The 18,688-nt window shown below is 70.7% G+C and carries 19 protein-coding genes; 8 read left to right on the top strand and 11 right to left on the bottom strand.

Annotation, left to right across the window (positions count from 1 at the left end; translation table 11 throughout):
* Nucleotides 1-136 precede the first annotated feature (136 nt).
* Nucleotides 137-475: a hypothetical protein gene (locus tag ABR737_RS00430; protein ID WP_350248126.1), complete on the top strand. Its 339-nt coding sequence runs from the start codon at nucleotides 137-139 to the stop codon at nucleotides 473-475.
* A 616-nt stretch (nucleotides 476-1,091) separates the two neighbouring features.
* Here ABR737_RS00430 and ABR737_RS00425 read toward each other — a convergent pair.
* Nucleotides 1,092-1,970, bottom strand: coding sequence for an SAM-dependent methyltransferase (locus ABR737_RS00425; protein WP_350248125.1), 879 nt, complete (start codon nucleotides 1,968-1,970; stop codon nucleotides 1,092-1,094).
* 182 nt (nucleotides 1,971-2,152) lie between these two features.
* On the opposite strand from ABR737_RS00425, the gene ABR737_RS00420 reads away from it, so the two are divergent.
* The 5 genes from ABR737_RS00420 to ABR737_RS00400 all read left to right on the top strand — a co-directional run bounded on the left by ABR737_RS00420 (nucleotide 2,153) and on the right by ABR737_RS00400 (nucleotide 7,461).
* Complete coding sequence (locus ABR737_RS00420) at nucleotides 2,153-3,352, top strand: hypothetical protein (protein WP_350248124.1); 1,200 nt, start codon at nucleotides 2,153-2,155, stop codon at nucleotides 3,350-3,352.
* Between the two features lie 273 nt (nucleotides 3,353-3,625).
* Complete coding sequence (locus ABR737_RS00415; RefSeq protein ID WP_350248123.1) at nucleotides 3,626-3,898, top strand: hypothetical protein; 273 nt, start codon at nucleotides 3,626-3,628, stop codon at nucleotides 3,896-3,898.
* A 717-nt stretch (nucleotides 3,899-4,615) separates the two neighbouring features.
* Entirely contained in the window at nucleotides 4,616-4,981 is a 366-nt protein-coding gene (locus ABR737_RS00410) for a hypothetical protein (RefSeq protein WP_350248122.1), read from the top strand.
* A 421-nt stretch (nucleotides 4,982-5,402) separates the two neighbouring features.
* Nucleotides 5,403-5,954 carry a hypothetical protein gene (locus ABR737_RS00405; protein WP_350248121.1) on the top strand — a complete coding sequence of 184 codons (552 nt, stop codon included), beginning with the start codon at nucleotides 5,403-5,405 and terminating at the stop codon, nucleotides 5,952-5,954.
* Between the two features lie 1,192 nt (nucleotides 5,955-7,146).
* Nucleotides 7,147-7,461: a hypothetical protein gene (locus tag ABR737_RS00400; protein WP_350248120.1), complete on the top strand. Its 315-nt coding sequence runs from the start codon at nucleotides 7,147-7,149 to the stop codon at nucleotides 7,459-7,461.
* Between the two features lie 582 nt (nucleotides 7,462-8,043).
* Here the strand turns inward: ABR737_RS00400 and ABR737_RS00395 are convergent.
* Nucleotides 8,044-8,763 carry a hypothetical protein gene (locus ABR737_RS00395; protein ID WP_350248119.1) on the bottom strand — a complete coding sequence of 240 codons (720 nt, stop codon included), beginning with the start codon at nucleotides 8,761-8,763 and terminating at the stop codon, nucleotides 8,044-8,046.
* A 475-nt stretch (nucleotides 8,764-9,238) separates the two neighbouring features.
* Here ABR737_RS00395 and ABR737_RS00390 point away from each other — a divergent pair, with 475 nt between their 5' ends.
* Complete coding sequence (locus ABR737_RS00390; RefSeq protein WP_350248118.1) at nucleotides 9,239-9,484, top strand: hypothetical protein; 246 nt, start codon at nucleotides 9,239-9,241, stop codon at nucleotides 9,482-9,484.
* On the opposite strand, the gene ABR737_RS00385 is transcribed toward ABR737_RS00390, so the two are convergent.
* The 3 genes from ABR737_RS00385 to ABR737_RS00375 all read right to left on the bottom strand — a co-directional run bounded on the left by ABR737_RS00385 (nucleotide 9,477) and on the right by ABR737_RS00375 (nucleotide 12,096).
* A complete protein-coding gene (locus ABR737_RS00385; protein WP_350248117.1) occupies nucleotides 9,477-10,097 on the bottom strand; it encodes a hypothetical protein in 621 nt (206 codons plus the stop codon). The two genes, ABR737_RS00390 and ABR737_RS00385, sit on opposite strands and share 8 nt — an antisense overlap.
* A 1,083-nt stretch (nucleotides 10,098-11,180) precedes the next feature.
* The gene (locus tag ABR737_RS00380; RefSeq protein ID WP_350248116.1) at nucleotides 11,181-11,681 is read right to left on the bottom strand and encodes a hypothetical protein; all 501 of its coding nucleotides are present in this window, start codon (nucleotides 11,679-11,681) and stop codon (nucleotides 11,181-11,183) included.
* An 88-nt stretch (nucleotides 11,682-11,769) separates the two neighbouring features.
* A complete protein-coding gene (locus ABR737_RS00375; RefSeq protein WP_350248115.1) occupies nucleotides 11,770-12,096 on the bottom strand; it encodes a hypothetical protein in 327 nt (108 codons plus the stop codon).
* An 85-nt stretch (nucleotides 12,097-12,181) separates the two neighbouring features.
* Between ABR737_RS00375 and ABR737_RS00370 the strand changes: the two genes are divergently transcribed.
* Nucleotides 12,182-13,348 (top strand): IS630 family transposase, encoded by a 1,167-nt coding sequence (locus ABR737_RS00370; RefSeq protein WP_350248114.1) that lies wholly within the window; start codon nucleotides 12,182-12,184, stop codon nucleotides 13,346-13,348.
* A gap of 122 nt (nucleotides 13,349-13,470) precedes the next feature.
* Here the strand turns inward: ABR737_RS00370 and ABR737_RS00365 are convergent, their stop codons facing one another.
* The 6 genes from ABR737_RS00365 to ABR737_RS00340 form a co-directional block, all read right to left on the bottom strand.
* Complete coding sequence (locus tag ABR737_RS00365) at nucleotides 13,471-14,091, bottom strand: hypothetical protein (protein ID WP_350248113.1); 621 nt, start codon at nucleotides 14,089-14,091, stop codon at nucleotides 13,471-13,473.
* Between the two features lie 522 nt (nucleotides 14,092-14,613).
* Nucleotides 14,614-15,756, bottom strand: coding sequence for a protein-L-isoaspartate O-methyltransferase family protein (locus ABR737_RS00360; RefSeq protein WP_350248112.1), 1,143 nt, complete (start codon nucleotides 15,754-15,756; stop codon nucleotides 14,614-14,616).
* The gene (locus ABR737_RS00355; protein WP_350248111.1) at nucleotides 15,753-16,184 is read right to left on the bottom strand and encodes a lasso peptide biosynthesis B2 protein; all 432 of its coding nucleotides are present in this window, start codon (nucleotides 16,182-16,184) and stop codon (nucleotides 15,753-15,755) included. Before ABR737_RS00355 ends, ABR737_RS00360 begins: the two co-directional genes overlap by 4 nt.
* Nucleotides 16,181-16,477 carry a PqqD family peptide modification chaperone gene (locus ABR737_RS00350; RefSeq protein ID WP_350248110.1) on the bottom strand — a complete coding sequence of 99 codons (297 nt, stop codon included), beginning with the start codon at nucleotides 16,475-16,477 and terminating at the stop codon, nucleotides 16,181-16,183. The genes ABR737_RS00355 and ABR737_RS00350 overlap by 4 nt, the downstream gene beginning before the upstream one ends.
* Nucleotides 16,471-18,309, bottom strand: coding sequence for an asparagine synthase-related protein (locus ABR737_RS00345; RefSeq protein WP_350248109.1), 1,839 nt, complete (start codon nucleotides 18,307-18,309; stop codon nucleotides 16,471-16,473). Before ABR737_RS00345 ends, ABR737_RS00350 begins: the two co-directional genes overlap by 7 nt.
* Complete coding sequence (locus ABR737_RS00340) at nucleotides 18,306-18,482, bottom strand: hypothetical protein (protein ID WP_350248108.1); 177 nt, start codon at nucleotides 18,480-18,482, stop codon at nucleotides 18,306-18,308. The genes ABR737_RS00345 and ABR737_RS00340 overlap by 4 nt, the downstream gene beginning before the upstream one ends.
* Nucleotides 18,483-18,688: the final 206 nt, after the last annotated feature.

Genomic DNA, 18,688 nt, shown 5'->3' with positions numbered 1-18,688 from the left:
CCGCTCCCTATCCGGAGCGTACGGCGAGCGGCCCAAGCCACAGAATCCTGGTCATTCACATCGAGATCGGTGTCACCCTGCCAGTCAGGCATCGGACCGTGGAACGGCCTCCGACCGGTATGGATAGTGTCGAGGCATGGTGCACTCAGACCGGACGGGCAGCGGCGGTCCCGATTACGCGGACGATTCGCTGGCCATCGCCTACCAGTGGATGCGCGGCAAGGACGCTCAGGACCCGGCGGTCGGGCGCACAGTGCTGGGGGAGATGCAGCAGGGGATGGCGGTATACGCCCGCTCGCGCGGGGCGCGGCTCGTCGGCGACCTCGAGTTCGACTTCCCCACCCCCTCGTTGCTGCCCCGGCCCGTACAGCGCGAGGTGCTGCGCGCGGTGCTCAGCGGCGAGTGGCGCCCCTGGCGCTGGCCGGGAATGGTACTGGTGAGGGCTTGGCAGGACTCCGAGCCCGTCACCGACTGAACCCGCCGGCACGAGCCAACCTCCGCCTGCCGGCACCGACAGCGTCGGCGACCGCGGTGGCCGCTGCGGTGTCCGTCTGGGCTGCGCCGTGCTTGCCGCCCAGACCCGCACCGCCGCGGTGCACCGTGCAGCCGGCCGCTTGGTGCGGGGCCCGCTGGATGCTGAGGGATGGCCGTCCGCCCGCCGAGGCCGGAGCGTGCGGGTCACTTCGGCCGGGCTGTCCGCCCTCGGCGGGCGCCCGTGAGACCTGCGGTGAGGGGGCCAGCCGAACTCTTCCGGCCGGTGGCCGGCTCGTCGCTGCGCCGTCGCTGTCCGCCTCCGCGCTGCGCAGCTGGCCACCGAGGACATCCCTACCCGAACGTGACGGCGCGCACAAGGCGGTCGGCCCGCGGTGCCGCGGCCGACCCGGCTCGCGCGGCGGCGCCGGGAGCTGACGCTCCGGCACTGCCCGTCGAGCCCGCGCCGTTCCTGCCGGTCGAAGTGCCAGGGCGGTGCTGGCGGCGCGGGCCGGCCTTGTGGAACGTCGCGCTGCGCTCTCCCGGCGGCGGTCTGCTGGATGATGGAGCAAGAGGCCCGGACCCGGACGCGTAGGGCACCGGGCACACGGCCCGGCGAGCTACTTCTCCGCTCCTGGCGGGGCCGGGACGAGGCCGATGCCGCTCCAGTACCCGCCACCCGCCGGCCGCAGTTCCTGCGGTGGCGGGGGAATACGCCCTGGCTGCCAGTCGGCCACGTCACCGATCCCGGGGAACTCGGCCTCCAGGCCGTCGAAGAGGCTACGGACGTCCTGGGCCTCCCTCACTGCTCCCCACCGGCCCACGGCTTCGTGCATGACCGCAGTGATGCCCCGCCGGACCGCAGGGTCGTCACTGACCCGGTGGGAGACCACTACATGGCTGCCGGGCGAAAGGTCGCTGACGACGGACCGCAGCACCCCCTTGGGGTTACGACCGTCGCCGGTGTCCGGCAGGCAGTCCAGGACCGCGCAGAACAGCGCGGCGATCGGCTGGGCCCAGTCGAGGAAGCCGTCGGTGGCCTGCCTGACTGGGCCAGGCTCCCGTACGTCGCAGTCCACCACCATGGTGTGCTCGTTGTCGTCCAGGGACGTCCGGGCGTGGGCCAGGACCACCGGGTCGTGGTCGACATAGACGACTCGGGCGCCGGGGCGGGTCCCCTGAGCGACGTCGTGCACGTTGACGTCCGTGGGTAGGCCGCACCCGAAGTCGATGAACTGGACGACACCGCACTCGCCCGCCAGATGGCGCACGGCACGGATCAGGAAGGCCCGGTTCGCGCGGGCCGCTTGCTGGGCACCAGGCGCGACGGCCAGCAGGTCCCGGCATGCCACCCGGTCCGGCTCGTAGTTGTCCACGCCGCCCAGGAACCAGTCGTAGATACGGGCGTCGGCCGCCGTGCTGGTGTCGAGGAACCTGGTCCCCGCCGGGCGGCTGGCACCCGCGCCCTGCTCCTCCTGGTCCGTTGTTGTCCGGCCCATGCCGGCCCCCTCTCGTGTGGCGCGGTAGTCCGCGATCACGACACCACAACTCGGCGGCCTACGGGCGCGGGTCAGGCGAATACCGCTTCGTCTCCGTGAACCGCAGGCAGTTCCCGGCGCACCGGCAATGCGGTTCTGATACGACTTGGCTGGGAGCGGACTGGCGATCGGAGGACTACGGAGTGTCGGAGTACCAGCACTATCAGTTCGTGGTCGATGCGCCGTTGACCGACGAGCAGCTCGCGGAGATCCGCGCGTTGACCACGCGCGCCCGCCTCACCCGGCACAGCTTTGTGAATACCTACGGCTGGGGCGACTTCAAGGGCGACCCGCAGGTACTGGTGGAAACCCACTACGACGCCCACCTGTACTTCGCGAACTGGGGCACCCGTCAGGTGATCCTGCGCTGGCCAGCCACCACCCTCCCTCTGGAAGTCGCCGAGATGTACTGCGCCGGGGGTTCGGCGACCAGCAGGGAGTGCGGGGGACACGTCCTGATCACCCTGGAGTCCGACCCGGACGATGAAACCGAGGACTTCCACGATCTCTTCAGTCCCGACGAGGGCGGGAACAGGGACGAGCAGTGGCTGCCCTCCATCGCCTGCGCCCGCCACCAGGTCGCTGATGGAGACCTCCGTCTCCTGTACCTCGCTTGGTTGTTGCGCCTGCACAATGGCGAGCTCGACGACGACGACCTTGAGCCCGTGGTGCCGCCGGGCCTGGCCCACATGCCCGAGCCACTGGCCGACCTCGCCTCGTTCCTGCGCATTGACGTAGACCTCATCGCGGCCGCGGCCTGGCACTCACCCAAGCCCATGGCTGGCCCCTCCCTCGCCGCCCACCGCGCTTGGATTGCCACCCTCGACGTAGCAGAGAAGGACACTCTCCTCGCTCACCTGCTCCATGGCGATTCCCAGGCCCTGCCTGGACTGCGCCGTCGGTTCCTGGAGGCTCAACCGGCCGCCAGCCACGCACCCGTACTCCGCACGGTTGCCGAACTCCGAGCTGCAGTCCCCGCCCAGAGGGCGATGCGAAATGCTCACCAGAATCGTCAGGAAGCTGAACAACGCGAACGGGAGGCCAGCCAGGCACGGGAGGCTCAGAACCGGCGTCTGGCTGACCTGCAGCGCGATCCCGAGGCCGCATGGACGCGTGTGGGAGAGCTGCTCGCGAGGCGCGGGACTCGCCACTACGCGGAAGTCGTAGTTCTCCTGGGCGACCTGGCGGCCCTGGCCGACCGAGACGGCACCACGCGTGTTTTTACCGAGCGGTTCGCCCAGTTCATCACCACACATCGGGGGAAGAAGGCCCTGATGCGTGATCTCAGAGCCGGGGGCCCGGTTACCGAGGGCCTCATTGCCCTCATGCCTGCGATGACCTGAGGCCGCCTCCCCACTGCCTAGGACCGCCGCCCCCTCGTGATGGTCAGCGGAGACTGGGGTGGTCGTCCCCGGTGCCGTTCGCGCCGGTCAGGTCCTCGCACACACGGATGTCCAGGCCAGCGGTGGCGGCGGCGCGCGCCCTCAGCCGGCCGTCGCCAAGATCTCGTTGGCGCCGTGCGGGAACGTGGCGGGCTGGGCCTTGGCGCCGGCAGTCTGCTGACCGTGCGGACCCGTTCATGAACCGGGCCCGGAGCCGTCGGTAGGGTCTTGACCATGAGCCTTGCCCGAACACCGCTGGTCACCGCGCACTGGTTCCGTGAAGGGCGAGTGCAGCCATCCGGTTACTGGATTTGCGGGTTTGGGGGCTGCGGGCGGCACCGCGCCGAGCATGTCCAGGCCGAGGGCCAGTGGCTCGACCCCGTGCACGCGTTCACGCCGCGGCGGACCGCGGCATCCCGCTGCCGGACGTGCGGCTACCACCGGCGGCACACCAGACACCTCCAGTGGGCGTGGGACCAGTACACCGCCCGCGCCCGCGGCTGGTAGGGCTCGGGCCGAAGATGTGCTGCAGGCGGCGCGCACCCCATCGGGCTGCCGCTCGCCCGGAGGGCGCGCGGCAAAGGGCCGCCCGGGGCTGTTGGACGCCTGGACAGCGTGTGAGGGGAGCCCTGGCCGCCGATGGGTAGCGTGAGGGTGCCTTGGCACCGGTGCCGGCCCGAGTCCGCCGCTGGTGCTGGAGGTTGCTGTACCTCGGGGCCTGGGCGCAGCAGGCGCCGAGGGGCAACGCCGTGCGGTGCCGAGACTGGCGCCGCCCCGATCCCGCGTACAAACGCTGTGGTTCTCGCATCCAAAGCCACACGGTGCCCCTCCGCGAACGGAAGCGCTGAGATGTATGCGGCACCCGAGCCGAGAGGAAGGTAGGGAAGAGATAGCGGATGTGCATTGGACGGCACAGGCCGAGTGCAGCGACTGCGGATGGCGCGGTGAGGCCGCGTTCGAAGACGGGGCTGTAGTCGAGTCCGATCACGACTGCGAGGAAGACGGGTGACCTGCCGGGTTTCGGAAATAGCTTCTCACCGAAGACGAAAGGGGAACGCTCCGCTGCGCCGGGGCGCCCGCACGGCGCTCGCCGGCGGACGCCCCGTCCGGCGCAGAGTAGCGAAGCGGGACCACGTGTGGGGGGTCTGAGCTGAAGCGGCTACGCCGAGCTCGGAGCTGTAGGACGCTGCCAGGGAAACCGTCTCATCGCAGAGGAGGCCCGACGTGGCCAAGGAGCGCTACAACCATGACTGGTCTGGTCTGTTCGCGCAGCCCGTCCCCGCATTTGCGGGCGGGGTCACTCTGACCGCCGCGGTGCAAGAGCTGGCGCGCCTGGGAGACGAGGCCGCCGACCTTCTCGACCAGGCGCGCGACGGGCACCCTGACCCGCAGCTTGTGCTCGACTGCCACCGCCGACGCGCGGCCGTGCTGGTCCACCTCGCGGCTGCGCAGCACGAGTTCGACAACGAGGCCCGCCGCGCCATCGCCCTCTACCAGCAGGCGCGAAGCCATGCCATCGACGCCTTGATCACCAATATGCAGGGGGCGGCTGACCGCGAACCGCACAAGCGCGGGGGCGCGCAGAGCTGATCAACGTCGGTGTCGGTCCTGGTACGCGCTTGCCGTGCGCTCCGCGCCGCCCTGCTGCGCCTGGCCTGCGCGTCGGCGGGGCACTGCCCCCCGCCCCGCGGGCCTGCGCCCCCGCCTTTTCGGGCCCGGCAACGCCGCCGTGCGCCGCGCGCTGACACGCCTGCGGGTCCCGCCCGCCCCGTGCTCGGCTGGCCTTCTCCGGCGCAGCTCGCGGCTCCGCGTCGGGCCGGGCCAGAGTGCTCCGCCGGGCCGGTGCACGGCGCCGTCGTCGACCGGAGCCGCGGCAGGGCCTGGCACGCGGGGAGGAACGCGTCGGCGGCAGGCCCGCCGCCGACGCGATCCGGGAACCGGAGTGTGCACGGTCGTGCGGCCGCTAGGGTCGTGCACTGTCAGGCGACTGTCGGCGACCGAGGAGTGCACCGTGCCCGATCCCATTCCGGTGGCAGCCGGCCGCGAGCTCCTGGAATCGGGTGCTCGTACCGTCGCCGGTCTCGTCGAGCGCGAGGTGACCTGCGCCCACTACGAGGACCGCGGGGCGCAGCTGCTGCTCACTATGGCCACGCAGTGCCTGCAGGCCGCCGCCGGTTTCCTGTCCTCGGTCACCACCGACCCCGAGACGGGGCCGACCCCCAGTGTGGGTGTTCTCCTGGGCGGAGAGTATCTGCGCCGGGCCCACGACCAGTTGGCCCGGCCCGGGCAGCCGTCTGCCGACCGCGAGCTCCTGGAGCTGGGTGCTCGTACCGTCGCCGAGCTCGTCGAGTGCAAGGTGACCGGCGCCCACTACGAAGACGCCGGGGCGCAGTTGCGGCTCACGATCGCCTCTCAGTGCCTGCGAGCCGCCACTGAGTTCCTGGCCGGCGTCACCGCCGAGGGCACAGTCCCCGGCCGTGGAGCTGCAACCGGCCGGCCTTATCTGCTCCTGGCCTACGCCCAGCTTGCCCTGGCCGAGGACCAGCAGCACGCCCACCCGTAGATGGCCCGTGCGGTCAGGTGAACCGCAGCCTTAGGCCGCAGCTCGCCCGTTGGACCGCGCCACTGGCTGTCCGTCTACCGGCCCGCCTCGCGGCGTCCGGCCGTCCGTCGGTCCCGGCCCCGTCCGCCTGTTGCCGCTGTCGGTCGAGCGATTCCGTCCCGTTTCGCGGGATGCGGCGTGACAGTGCGTCGCCGGCGGCCGGACATACCGCGGCCCGCCGCCGAGCTCCGTAGCGCCGCGCCCGCCCATGACCCGGTGTCCCGGCTTCTGCCTCCGCGCCAGGGCGGCGTCGTGCCCGCCCCGGCATGACCGGGCCGGCTCTCCACCGCAGCCTCGCCGCGCCGTCCGCCAAGCTACGGCGGTGGTGGGGGAGTTGTTCGCACCCCGTGGCCACCGCGAGCCCGGGAATGCGGCGGCTGCCGGCGACGTCGCCGCGGGGCGCCGGCTGTTCGCGACCTCCTCGACCGGCTGCCCGCTGCGCCTGACCGGCGCACACCGAAGCACCCAGGGGCGCCCGGCCAGCGCGTACGGCGTGGCTCACGGCTCCGACTGGACGGGAAACAGGACGTAGGGGTGGGAGCGGGCGGCCGGCGTCTGCTCGTTCCGCTCGGGCGCCGCGGGTGCGCCGGCGTGGTGCGGCCGCCATGTACGGGCGGCCGCGCCCCTTCTGCGCCGTACCGGCCATACCGGGCCGGCCCAGAAGGGCGCCCGCTCCCCGCCTTCCGCCCCGTCGTCCGCCGGACACCGTTGAGCTCGGTGTCCGGCGGCCCCGGCCTGCTCGCTGGTACCTGGCGCCGCCCGTCACCTGGCGGGGACGTCGGGGTGCCTTCCGCCCCTGCTGGCCGGAGCCGCCCAGCGCCTGCGCCGCATCGCGCTCTGCGCCGGGGGACGTTGAGCCCGGCACCGCCCGCCTGTCAGGTGACTGGGACCGCCGGGGTGCCTGGCCGGACTCTGGCCGCTGGGTGGGGTGTTGCGGCGCCCGCAATGCCTTCGCGCCGTAGGCCGTGCTGTGCTCGTAGTCGGTCCTGCGGTGGGGTACCTGAGCAGGCCCGGTCCGCGCGACGGACACGAGTACGCGCCCAGCCGCTGCGCTCACCGGGACGCCACGGGGCGTGCCCCGAAGGACAGATCGTACGGTTTGTCGATGCTGTCTGTTATGTAGGACACCTGCACTATCGCGAAGGGGTCCCGCGTGTACATCGACATGACCGTTCTCGATCAGGAATGTGTTCGCCTGGCCTACCTGATGACCGACCGCGGGATGGAACACCTCACCCTCCCCGCGTCGAGGTCCCCGCAGGAGGAAGGTGCTGGCCTGGAGGCCGAATTCTCCGTTGAGCTGGGGAAGTCCTACGCGCGGATCGCTGAGGCCGGATCCGATGGGGAGTGCATCCTGCCAAGCCTGCTGATGGTGATGGCCGGAAAGCTGTCCGCCCTCGCGACCGAGCTGTCCTTGCGCAGCGACCGGGAGGCGGCAGAGGTGATCCGGTCAATCGGTGGCCGGTAGGGCAGCAGGGCGACTGCGACAGAGCACCTCTCCCGGCGCCGGGGCTGTTGTGGGCTGCCCGCTGTTCGCCGCCAGCGCCGACGGCTACGCCCTGGTCCTCCACCGCATCATCGCCGCCGGCCCGGTCGCCGCCGCGGTGCCGCCTCGCCGCGCGTGTCACAGCTGCTGAAGACGTCCCGTTCCGCAGTCCGCGCGCGATCCGCCCGGCCGCGCTGGCTGTCCGACGCATCGGAAATTGTCCGGCAGCGTCTGGCGGCGTCCGGAACTGTTAGACGCCGTCCTGCGGGGCGGTGTGGGAGGGGGCCATGGACGTGTGGGCGCGGTCTGCGGAAGATCTCTAATGCCCTGCATGGCGGTGCCGCCGGCCTCGCCCGCGCCGCCCGCCTCTACAGCGAGCTCCTCGCGGCTGCCCGGAAGTTGCTGGTTCCGTGCGTTCCGGGTGTGGTGGGGGCTGGTGCGCCGCGACGCCGAGCTGACCGCCGCGATGTTGACCTGGCTGCCGGGCTGGCGCGTCCGGGTCGCACATGGCTGCGGCCCCCTTTGCGGCATCACGTCGCGAGGGGGCGGGGCCGGGGTGCTCAGTCAGGAGCGGGGGGACGGGGAGACGCGCTGAAGGTGCGCGAAGGCCACGGTGTCGGCGGCGTACTTGTCGAAACCGCGCTCGCCGGTGTGGTGGCTGAACTTGTAGGTGCCCGGTGTGACGTCGACGACGGTGTATTCGCCGAGCAGCTTCTGTCCTGGGGCGCCGCCCTTGGCCTTCCAACCCTCGTAGTCGGCGATCGAGTATGCCCACAGCGCGGTGTCGATCTGCGCCAGGCGGTCCTCCTTCGGCAGGGAGGGGATGTCGTTGTCGTCGAGGGTCGGGGAGGCGATGACGTAGCTGTCCTTCTCCTGCGTGCGGTACAGGCCGGGGCTGGTGTTGCCCACGGGGCCGTAGGCGCAGCCGAGCGCCGCCATGGCCTTGATGACCTGCGCCTCTCCGAGGGCAGTGCCGTAGGAGGCGCCTGCGTGGAAGTCGACGTCGTAGACGTCGCGCAGGTCGTCGGTGACGATCAGCTTTCCAGACGGCACGTCGAGGGTGATCTCCGTGGTGATGCCGTTCGGGTAGGGGCATGGGTCCTGGACGTGAACGGTGCCGTCACGCACTACGTACGTGGGCGGTTCGTCGCAGGTGGCGCAGCGCCAGCGGACGCCCGCCACAAACGGCTCCTCGCCGGGCTCGGCGAAGACCATCACCTTGTCGGCGCGCTTGGGCAGGAGATCGTGGCCGTTGGTGTTCAGGGGTATCCGGTCGATCGACATGGCTCAGCTCCTAGGTGAGGCAGGGACATGGGGGCCATTCAGAGGGCGGCTGCGACGCCGCGGCGGCCGGCGGGGGGCACCTCCCCGCAACGCCTAGTAGGTAATTTAGCCAATCATCCCCAACATGTCAAATGTGATTCCTGGCGTGAAAGCTGGAGCTGGGAGGGACGTGATTCGGCCACTGGCAGCGCAGGGCTATGAGGGCGGCGCCGCGCCCTGCATGGGTGCGGCGGTGGATTGGCCGACACCCCGGCGAGGGCCCCCTGATGGGTCGCCCCGGCCGGGCCGCCGTCTATGGCCAAGACTTGTCCGCTGCACGGGAGTTGTTGGTGCCGCTGCCTAGCCGCGCTGGCCGGGTCCGACATCGCCCCCCGAGGTGGCCCGCCCCCGGATGGCCGGTAGCCCGCCCCGGCGTCGTGCTCGCATGGGAGGCCGTCGGCCGCCTGGCTGACGAGAGTGACGCATTCACGGCGGGATGTGGACGCTGCGCCTGGCGGCCGCCTGGGCTTGCTCGGCGTCCCTGTTGCAGCGCGACGGCGACTGGATCGCCGTGGTCGAGGGCCTGCTGGCCGGTGCGGTCGACGCCGAGCACGCCGCCGCCCGCTTCCGCCGCGTCCCGGTCGAACGTGCTGCCGTCGCCGAGGAGCTGCTCACCTCTACTGTGGGGCCCGTCTCCGGTGGGTGGGGTTCGCCGTGTGCTGTGGGTCCTGCTGTCAGATGAGGTTGAGGGTGGGCCACATTTTGAGGGTGCTGTATTCGATGATGCCGTCGGGGTGGGACTTCAGGAGGTACGGATCGTCGTGGAGGGCGGCGTCGTCGAGACGGACACGCATGGACAACCGGGGAAGATCGCTGTCGGCGTCGGCGTCGGCGTCGAGGTCGGCGTCGATGATGGTGGCGTACCAGTCCTTGCCGGTGAGGTAGACGCGGTCGCCGGGCTGCGCCTGCTGGATCAGGGCCTGCCGGAGATGGCGCCGGGCCTCCCGGTAGGGCTTGAGAGCCTGGTCGGCGGCGCGGAAGCGAGCGGCGTCCTCGCTTGTGGCGTCGGCGCTGTACAGGGCCTCTTCGAGGCGGACGAGCTCGGCGAACCTGTCCTGGAAGTCGGGGAAGGCCGGGGGCTGGCCGTCGGCGGACAGGAGGTCGACGTGCTCGCCGCAGGTGGCCTCACCGCCGTTGCTGGCGGGCAGGGTGGAGGTGAGGACGGTGACGTGCTGGCCTCGGACGTCGTAGACGCGGCGGACGGTGGCGGGGCGGCCGAGGTGGTCGGTGACGTCCTTGCCGAGCCAGGGCGAGTCGTCCACGGTCGTGATGGGAGCGATGAGGTCGGTGGTCATGACTGTCCTCCAAGGCTATACACCGGGAATAGTCACAAATTTACCCTTTTAAGCTACGGAAGTCAAATTTTAAGCGTCGCGCATGTGTTTTGAGGTTCTGCCCCCGAGCGGGCCGCTGGCCTGGACCAGCGGGCGTGCGCGGCGCTCGGCCCGGCCCCCTCCGCCGCCGACATCGAGAAGGTCCTGTGCGCCGGCGCCGACCAGGCCGACGGCACGGCGGAGCCGCTCAGTCGGCCGCCCGCACCGTTCGGCAGCGATCCTCGTTTCTCGAGCGGCCGGGCCCCGCCGTACGACCGCCCCGCCCTGGCCTAGGCTGCCGGTGAACGCACGATTGCCCCTCTGCAGTTGCTCATCACTTCTGGTGGGCGAGTTGTTCGGGATTGTTCGCCGCCTTCGGCGCAGCGTGGGGTGCCCGGCCGCGCTGCTGGCGCCGGACGTCGCTGTGCGTCTGGACCCCAGGCCCGCCCGGGGCGCTGTCCGCGTTTGGCTGGCGTTCTGGTGAGGTTGGCCTGACTGGTCTACGACCTCGTCGTGGCGTCCACGCGCGGGGAGCATGCCTGCGCCAGCCCAGCGTTGCAGCTACGGTCTGGCGATGGGTCGGACCCGGACTTCGCTTCGACGCAGCCAGGGTCCGTCCGTGGGAGATCGCCTGCGCCCCGAGTGTTCCAGCGCTCGGGGCGCGGTGTGTTCAGGGCTTACCTCAAGCCCAACGCCCGCAACAGCGGCTCCCCTGCGACCGTAGCGATCACCCCGACCGTGTCGGCGGTTCTTCGAGCCGGGTCGGCGTCTGGTGCCGGGGCGGGTGAGCGAGCGCCGGGGTCACCTTCGCCCGAAGTGCTCAGTCCAACCGGCCGCGGTGTAACCGGGAGGAGGTCGGCCCGGGTTGAGCTCAGGGGAACCTGTATCCGTCGTCGGTCGTCTTCTCCGCGGCCACGTACGCCCTGACATCGGCACGTTGGCCCGCCTTCGAGATGGCACTCGAAACGGTGCTCTGGCCTGTGTCCTGGCCGCTGGTTCCGGGAGGTTTTCGCGCTCCTGGTCCGTGATGGCCGAGGGGTAGGGGACGTTCACCGAGGTGCCGGCCTACAGCTCCATGCGTCCGAGGTCCTGGACCACGCGCAGAGTCTCGGGGCTCAGCCCGTCGGTCTTCGCCTCGCCAAGGACCCTGCGCGCGAAGTCGGCAGCCACTCGGCGCGGAAGGATCCTCGTGTTGAAGGCGCTGGAGACTGCTGTCAGCGTGATGCCGAAGTGGTAGGCCCTGGTTTCCACTTCGAAGCGATCGTCCCCTTGGGCTGCGGATGCCAGGGTGCGGGCCTTGCCCGCCAGCTCTCGCTGTTCTGAGCGGACCGTGTGGGCTGCTCCCCGTGCCAGATACAGCACGAATCCGAAAAGGGGTATCAGGGCTGCAGTCCCTTCGGCCCCGGTCAGGGCGTCCGTGTCTGTGCCGGTCAGCCACATCATCACCGGGCTCAGGCCAAGGGTCAGCAGCGGGTACCCCGCTGCTGACCCCCACGTGGCCAGGGTGAACCGCCGACGGGCAAAGCCCGGGGACAGCAGCGGTGTGTGAGCCTCTTCCTGCGCCATGAGAGCCATCATGCCTGCTCACTAAGTGGTCGGCCCCGTAAGTCCTTCGGGGGTTGACTGCGGAGGCGGTGCTGTGGGCTGCGTCTGGTCAGATGTCGGGGGCGGTGAGGTGGAGTCGGCAGGCGCAGTCGAGTGCGTCGGTGGGGGTGCCTGTGGCGCTGCCGGTGGGCAGCAGGGAGTTCTCGTAGCGGTCGCTGCTGGCCAGGTAGAGGGCGAAGCCCCACCTGCCGGCGGTACCGACATGGCGCAGGCGCATCAGCTTGACCCGTTGGCCGTCGGCCAGTTCGGCCTCGACGTAGGCGAAGGCTCCTCGGTGGCGGACGTGCAGCTGATCGATCTGCGGCCAGGCGGTGCGGGCGTGCTCGCCGAGGCGTGCCTCCACGGACAGGCGGCTGTGTTCCGAGGGCGTGGGCATGGCGCCCATCCTGCCCGACAGGGTCGGTCCCGGGATGCGGCAGGCTACGACCTGTCCTTGATCCGCTTCTCTCGATCGGCCTGCCTTGCCTGTTGCCGCTGCCCGTCCGATCACCTTGCGTGCCGCCGAGCGCGGGCGGCTGAAACTGATGGCCTACGGCCACAAGACCGAGTACCGGCTGCGGATGCGCGCGCAGATCGTCCTGCAGGCCGCACGCGGACGCTCCAACGCGCGCATCGCCCGGGAGACCGGCCTGCACCTGGACACGGTCCGGTGCTGGCGCGGTCGGTTCGCCGACCAGGGCCTGGGCGGCCTGGGCGACCGTGATCGCTCGGGTCGCCCGCCGGCGTTCACCGCGCTGCAGGTGGTCGAAGTCAAGGCTCTGGCCTGCCGGTTACCCGCCGAGGCCGGTACGCCGCTGTCACGCTGGTCAGCGCCCGAGCTGGCCCGGGAGGCGATAGCCCGGGGCATCGCCACGTTCGTGTCGGCCTCCACCGTCCGCCGCTGGCTGGACCGGGACGTGCTCAAGCCTTGGCAGTACCGCTCATGGATCTTCATCACCGACCCCGACTTCCGCGCCAAGGCCCAGCGCGTGCTGGACCTGTACGCCCGCACCTGGGAAGGCACCCCGCTCGGCGAGGACGAGTACGTCATCAGCGCGGACGAGAAGACGTCTGTCCAGGCCCGCTGCCGCTGCCACCCAACCCTCGCCCCCGGCCAGGCGAGAGCGATGCGCGTCAACCACACCTACGGCCGCGGCGGCGCCCTGGCCTATCTGGCCGCCTACGACGTCCACGCCGCGAAGGTGTCCGGCCGCACCGAGCCACGTACCGGCATCGACCCGTTCATGAACCTGGTCACCCACGTCATGGCCCAAGAGCCCTACGCCGGTGCGAAGCGCGTGTTCTGGATCGTCGACAACGGCTCCTCCCACCGCGGCAAGAAGGCCGCCGACAGGCTCACCGCCGCATTCCCGAACGCGGTGCTCGTGCACACCCCGGTCCACGCCTCCTGGCTGAACCAGGTGGAGATCTACTTCTCCATCGTGCAGCGCAAGATCGTGACGCCCAACGACTTCACCGACCTCGACCAGGTCAGGGATCGGCTCCGAGCATTCGAAGACCGCTACAACGCCACAGCACAGCCGTTCCAGTGGAAGTTCACCACCACCGACCTGGACGATCTGCTGGCCAGACTCGACCGGCACACCGCCGATCGCCAAGAAGAATCCTCCGTCACGCTGGCAGCGTGATCAACCCCCGAAGGACTTACGAGGCCGACCACTAAGACACATGACGCGGGTCTGGCCTGCTGGATGCTGCTGCCTGTCCGTCCGCGGCGCCTGTTGCGTCCGGGCTGCGGTGCGAGACCTGTTTAGCGTTGGTCGGCGTCGGTGGGCCGTTCTGGCTGCTCGTGTTCGCTCGCCGTGCGGGCTCTGGGGAGCGAGTCGAGGAAGCGTGCGGTGAGCGCTGACACCACACACCCTTTCTGGCGGGAGAGGCCGGCTGCTCTGAGCGCGGACTGCAGGGATGAGACCGCCGTGTGGGCCTCCGTCCCCAGCCGGAAGGTGATCCGGGTGCTGCTCCGCAGGGGGGAGCTGCCGCGCCCTTCGAGGAAGTCCCGCATGCACGCCAGCTGCCCAGGCAGTTGGCGGGGGCCGGTACGCAGGGCGGCGTCGAGGTAGTGACCGGGCGAGATGTGGGGCAGCGCCTCACGGTCGATGTCGGCGCGCGCCACGAGGGAGGTGTGCACCTCGGTTGCGAGAGAGAAGGCGACCGGTGCCCAGAGGCGGACCCGGGAATCGATGAAGCCGGCGCGGACCTCCTGAAGTGCTTGCGCATCATCGGCGCGTTTGACTTCCTGCTGTGCCCAGGCGGCGGCTTGTGAGTGTGGGGCGTCGTGCCCCTGGTCTGTGTGGTATCGGGCGAGCAACTGCTGGTAGGTGAGCCCGAGAGAGTGGGCGAGCCGCTTCAACTGGCGGAAGTCGGTGGTCATGGCGCCTCCGAGAGGCGGCTCCCGGCGGCCGGCGACTCAGAAGATGACGACACACGACAGTTCATGCCATTCCCGCTCACCGGGCTTCTGCCACACCCCGGGCCGGGTTTTGGAAGTGTGTCGGCAAGGACCCTGGAAGGCCCCGCAGCGTCAGCTGCTGGGCTCACCCTAGGGCAAGCCGCCGCACCGATCAGAGACGACCGGGCCAGATTCCCTCGAACGGAGGGCTCGGTCCCGGGAAAGCGCTTGCGCCGGCCGCTGCCCCCGCCAGCAGCGCTGCCCGAGGCCGCTCTCACCCCGCGCCCCGGAACTTGCCCACCAACCGCGCCAACCCGGCGCGCTCACCAGACCAGGTCGCAGCCTCGAACGTCCGGCGCGTTGCTGCGGCATGACCTGCAGCGCGTCCGGTCGTCGAGTCGCTTGGTCACGCTGGATGAGCGCGCTTGTGCAGCGTGCTGCTTCATCGCGCTAGCCTGTCGCGCCGCGCGAGCACGCCAGGGGCACCGGACGGTGACTTGCGGGTCAGCTGTTGGCCTGAGATACCCAGTTGGCCGGAGCGAGCAGAGGGTGTTCCGCTGTTCCTGCGGGGGTGAGCGAGCATGACCAGGCAGTGAGCCCGGGGCGGCCATCGTGGTCCCATTCTGTGACGTGCTGCTCCACCTGGTCGGCAAGGGCCTGTGCTGTGGGGCCGGGTGTGGGGTGGAGCCCACCGGGCTGGACGAACACCGCGGTGTCCTCTTCGACGAGCGCGCATCCGGTGTAGTCGTTGGTGCCCTCGGCGCCGGCGCAGGTGGTACGTGTGTCACGGGCCGCCAGGTGCATCCACAGGTCGAGGTAGGAGCCGCGGGGGTCCAGGCTCGTCGGGATGGGGTGGGGGCGGGCGGCGGAGGGGAGAGGGGCGGGGAGGTGTTGTCCGCGGGTGGCCGGTGCGGTGGTGGCTCCGGCGTAGAGAGGCCCGGTGGCATTCATAAAGTCGGCGTTGGCCATCAGCTGTCCGGCGAGCATGCCGTCGCCGGTGCGGGTGACGCGGAGCAGGGGGTGGAGGCCGCCGTGCGCGACCGGGGCGAGGATGGCACCGCCTGAGGCGAGTTGCTCGACCCAAGCCGGGGGGATCCCTGCGATGCCGCACGTAACGAGGATCAGATCGTAGGGGCCGTCTTCCGGATGCCCGAGGTAGCCGTCCCCGGTATGCACGGTGACGTGCTGGCTGTCTGTGCGGGCGAGGGCTTCTCGGGCTTCGGCGGCGACGAGAGGGGACGCTTCGACGGTGTGGACGCTGGTACCGGTGATCTGCGCGATCAGCGCCGCGTTCCATCCGGTCCCGGCGCCGATCTCCAGGACCTTCGTGCCGGGCCGCAGCCCTGCGGCTTCCAGCATCTTGGCGACGATGGAGGGCTGCGAGGTGCTGGAGAAGCCACCGGCAGCGTCGGCGGGGGTGTGGGTCATGATGCCGCGGTCGGCGTAGGCGAGGCGGAGCAGGTCCTCGGTGGGCTGTTCGGGGTCGATCTTCGTGTGCTGACCGGCGGCGTAGTGCCCGGCGATGAACATGTGCCGGGGCACTGCTTCGATGGCCGCGGCCACCGTCTCCGAGCGGATGGCGTTCTTCGCCCGCAGCTCGGCGGCGAGTGCTTGGGCCTTGGGGGCCCAGTCGAGGATTGCGGTCATCGGTGTGTGTTCTCCTGGGGGCTGTAGCGGGTGAGGGGTGTGTAGGTACGGGTCGGGTCGCTCGGTTCCCCGGCGGGTCGGCCTTCAGCCTCCAACCAGGCGTGGACCTGGGTGGTGCCGGGCTTGATGCCGAGCACCAGAGCAGGGGTATGGCCGTGGGCGCGGCAGTACAACAGGGCCGCCACCGAACGGGGCAGGCACGCGCGGCGACCGCCGAGGTGGAGGTTGGCGGTGCAGACCGCCAGGACGGCGTGCTCGGCCTCAGCGGTCGTGGAGGGGCGAGCCCCGTGCTGGGCTCGGGCCAAGGCGCGTTTCAGCCGGGGCGTGGTTGCGCTGATCCGAGGCGCGAGGGCCGCCGCCGCGCGGGCGAGCACACGCTGCCACAAACCAAGTCGGATTCGGGGCGGCAGAGCGACGGGGAAGCTCATCGTGTCGTGCCCTCCCAAGAGCCGGCTACCCGGCACTGCTCCACCGCGCCGGCCTCCTGGAGCTGGCCGAGGAGGGCATCGAGATCTGCGCGCAGCGAGACAAAGGGAACACAGGGCCAGCGACGTGCCAGTTCCTCCTCGGCGCGGGCGACAGTGCCGCCGTCTGCGAGCGCGGACAGGGCCACTGCCGCGGTGGGATTGAGCGTGAACACGTCGCCGTCGGCGCTGACCAGGGTGCCGTGACCGGTCGACGGGTCGGTCAGCACGCGCACTCCGGTTGCCAGGGTCAGCATCGTGCCTCCGCAGGGGAATCGAGAGTCGGCAGGGGATGGTTGTCCGCGGTGCGGGCCCAGATCTCGCACATGATGGTCAGATGCAGCAGCAGGTCGGTGCGCTCGTCCGCACGATCCCATCCGGTGAGCGCCGCCCGCAGGCGTTCGGCGTCAATGAGTCCGTACGAGGCGAGGCGGCAGTCCGCATCCAGCAGGCGTGCGAACGTCTGGCGCATGGCGGCGGCCGCGGTCACCGTGTCGGTGCTGTAGCCGCCCTTGGTGCGCCGTGCGAGGCAGGCGGCGGGCACGATGCCGCGCATCGCCGCGGTGAGGAGCGGCTTGTTCTGATACGGGCTGGTGCGGGCCTCGGCGCGGGCGGACAGCGCGGCCTCGATAACCTGCTGGTCGGCGTACGGGTAGCCGAGCCGGATACCGAACGGGCCGGCGGCATCGGCCTGGAGCCGGTTCCAGCGGGCCAGTGCCCGGATCGCCGCCATCGTGGTGTGCTGGTGAGGCCGGTCATGCAACGGTTCCACGGCGGCGGCTGCCGTGCTCACTGCGTCGGCCAGCGCCGTGCGGGCCGCCCCGGTGAGCCACGGTGGGACGTGCGGGCCGGCTTCCCACCCGAAGGATTCGTCCTGGCGCGTGAGGCACCCGGCGAGCCACGCCGCATACGACTCCGGCGCCACGGCCTGCGACTGGACTTGCCTCGCCGACGAGCCCCACAGAGCGGCCCAACCCTTCACATGCTGCCGGGCGGTGCGTCGATCGCGGCGACGGGTGTAGGACAGATAGGGCAGGGCGGTGAGCGTCAGTTCATCTCCACCCTTGCCCGACAGCAGTGTCCTGGCTCCGGCCCCGGCGGCGTGACGCCACCAGAAGGCCGAACGCAGAGGGCTAGCGGCGGAGGGAGACGGTGCGTCCAGCGCGAACGGCGCGTCCATGCCAGCGAACTGAGCCGGTACAGCGCCGACTTCGAAAGTCTCGTGTGAGGCACCGGGCTGAGATGCGGCCACCAGACGGGCCCAGTCGGTGTCGTCGTTGGCCGGGTCCGCGGGGGCCCGCGTGAAGTTGGCCAGCCGCTCACCGACCTCTTCGTAGGCGAGGGCGGACAGTGCGGTGCTGTCGGCACCTCCGGACAACTCGCAGCCCACCAACGGCTCCCCGCGGGAGCGCACGGCCACCGCCCGGCGCAGCGCGTCCCGCAGCACCGGCGCCGCTTCGGGCAGAGCACGTTCGTCGTCGGGGACACTCCACCACCGCCGCACCGCCACGCCACGACCGTCCTCGACGTACCCGACGTTGCCCGGCGGCACCACCCGCACGCCCTCATAGGGGCTGGAGCCGGATTCCGCCAGCGCCAGCGGAGGGACCGGACCGAGCAGGTGCATCACGAGGTGCGAGGGGTCGATGCGCACGGTGCCGGCGGCCTCAGCCAGCAATCGAGCGTGATCCCCGAACACCACCGCACCGCCGACCTGTGCCCGGAAAACCGGCCGCATCCCGGCCACGTCCCCACACACCCAGGTACTGTTCCCGGTGGCCAGCACGGCGTGGTAGCTGCCCGCCCCGCGCATCAGCGCCGCGATGGTGCCGACCGGGTCAGCCGGGGTCAACGCGTCGGACAGCTCCTGCTCACCGCACTCATGCGTCCCGAGCAGGGCCGCGGACACTCCCGCCGCGTGGACCGCGAGGAGGGGACGGGTGGAGCGGCCGATGATCCACGGCCTTCCCTCGTGGCGGGCCAGGATCTGGACGCCGGGGTCGGTTGCCTCGAAACGGGCGGTGGCCCGCTGTGCTGCCGAGCCGTTTCCCGGCAGCACAGCGAACCACTCAGCAAGAGTGCATGTCATCCCTGCTGCCACTTCACGGTGTGGTAGTCACCGTCGTCGCTCTGGCCCGTCGAGTACGAGCCCTCAGCCAGCGACACCAGTGTCCCGGACCGCACCGCGCGCGGCGGCTCGTAGGCCGCGACGGAGCCGGCGACGCCGACAGCATTCTTCTTCTGCTTGGGCTGCTCACCCATGCTCTTCTCCTTCTCGCAGATGTGCTTCACCTGATGCGGGATGTTCCTCGGCGCTCCAACAGCTGCGCGCCGAGGAGACACCACTCGTCCGAAACGCCGAACTCAGGTATCCAGAGCGGGCGTTAGGTCTCGGCTGGTGGCTGATCAGCAGTCAACCGCAGACACGGATACGGCGGTAGCGTGTCGGGCACGCTAAGTGGTTCAAC

Source organism: Streptomyces sp. Edi2, assembly GCF_040253635.1.
Taxonomy (GTDB): domain Bacteria; phylum Actinomycetota; class Actinomycetes; order Streptomycetales; family Streptomycetaceae; genus Streptomyces.
This window is presented reverse-complemented; position numbering and strand designations above follow the sequence as displayed.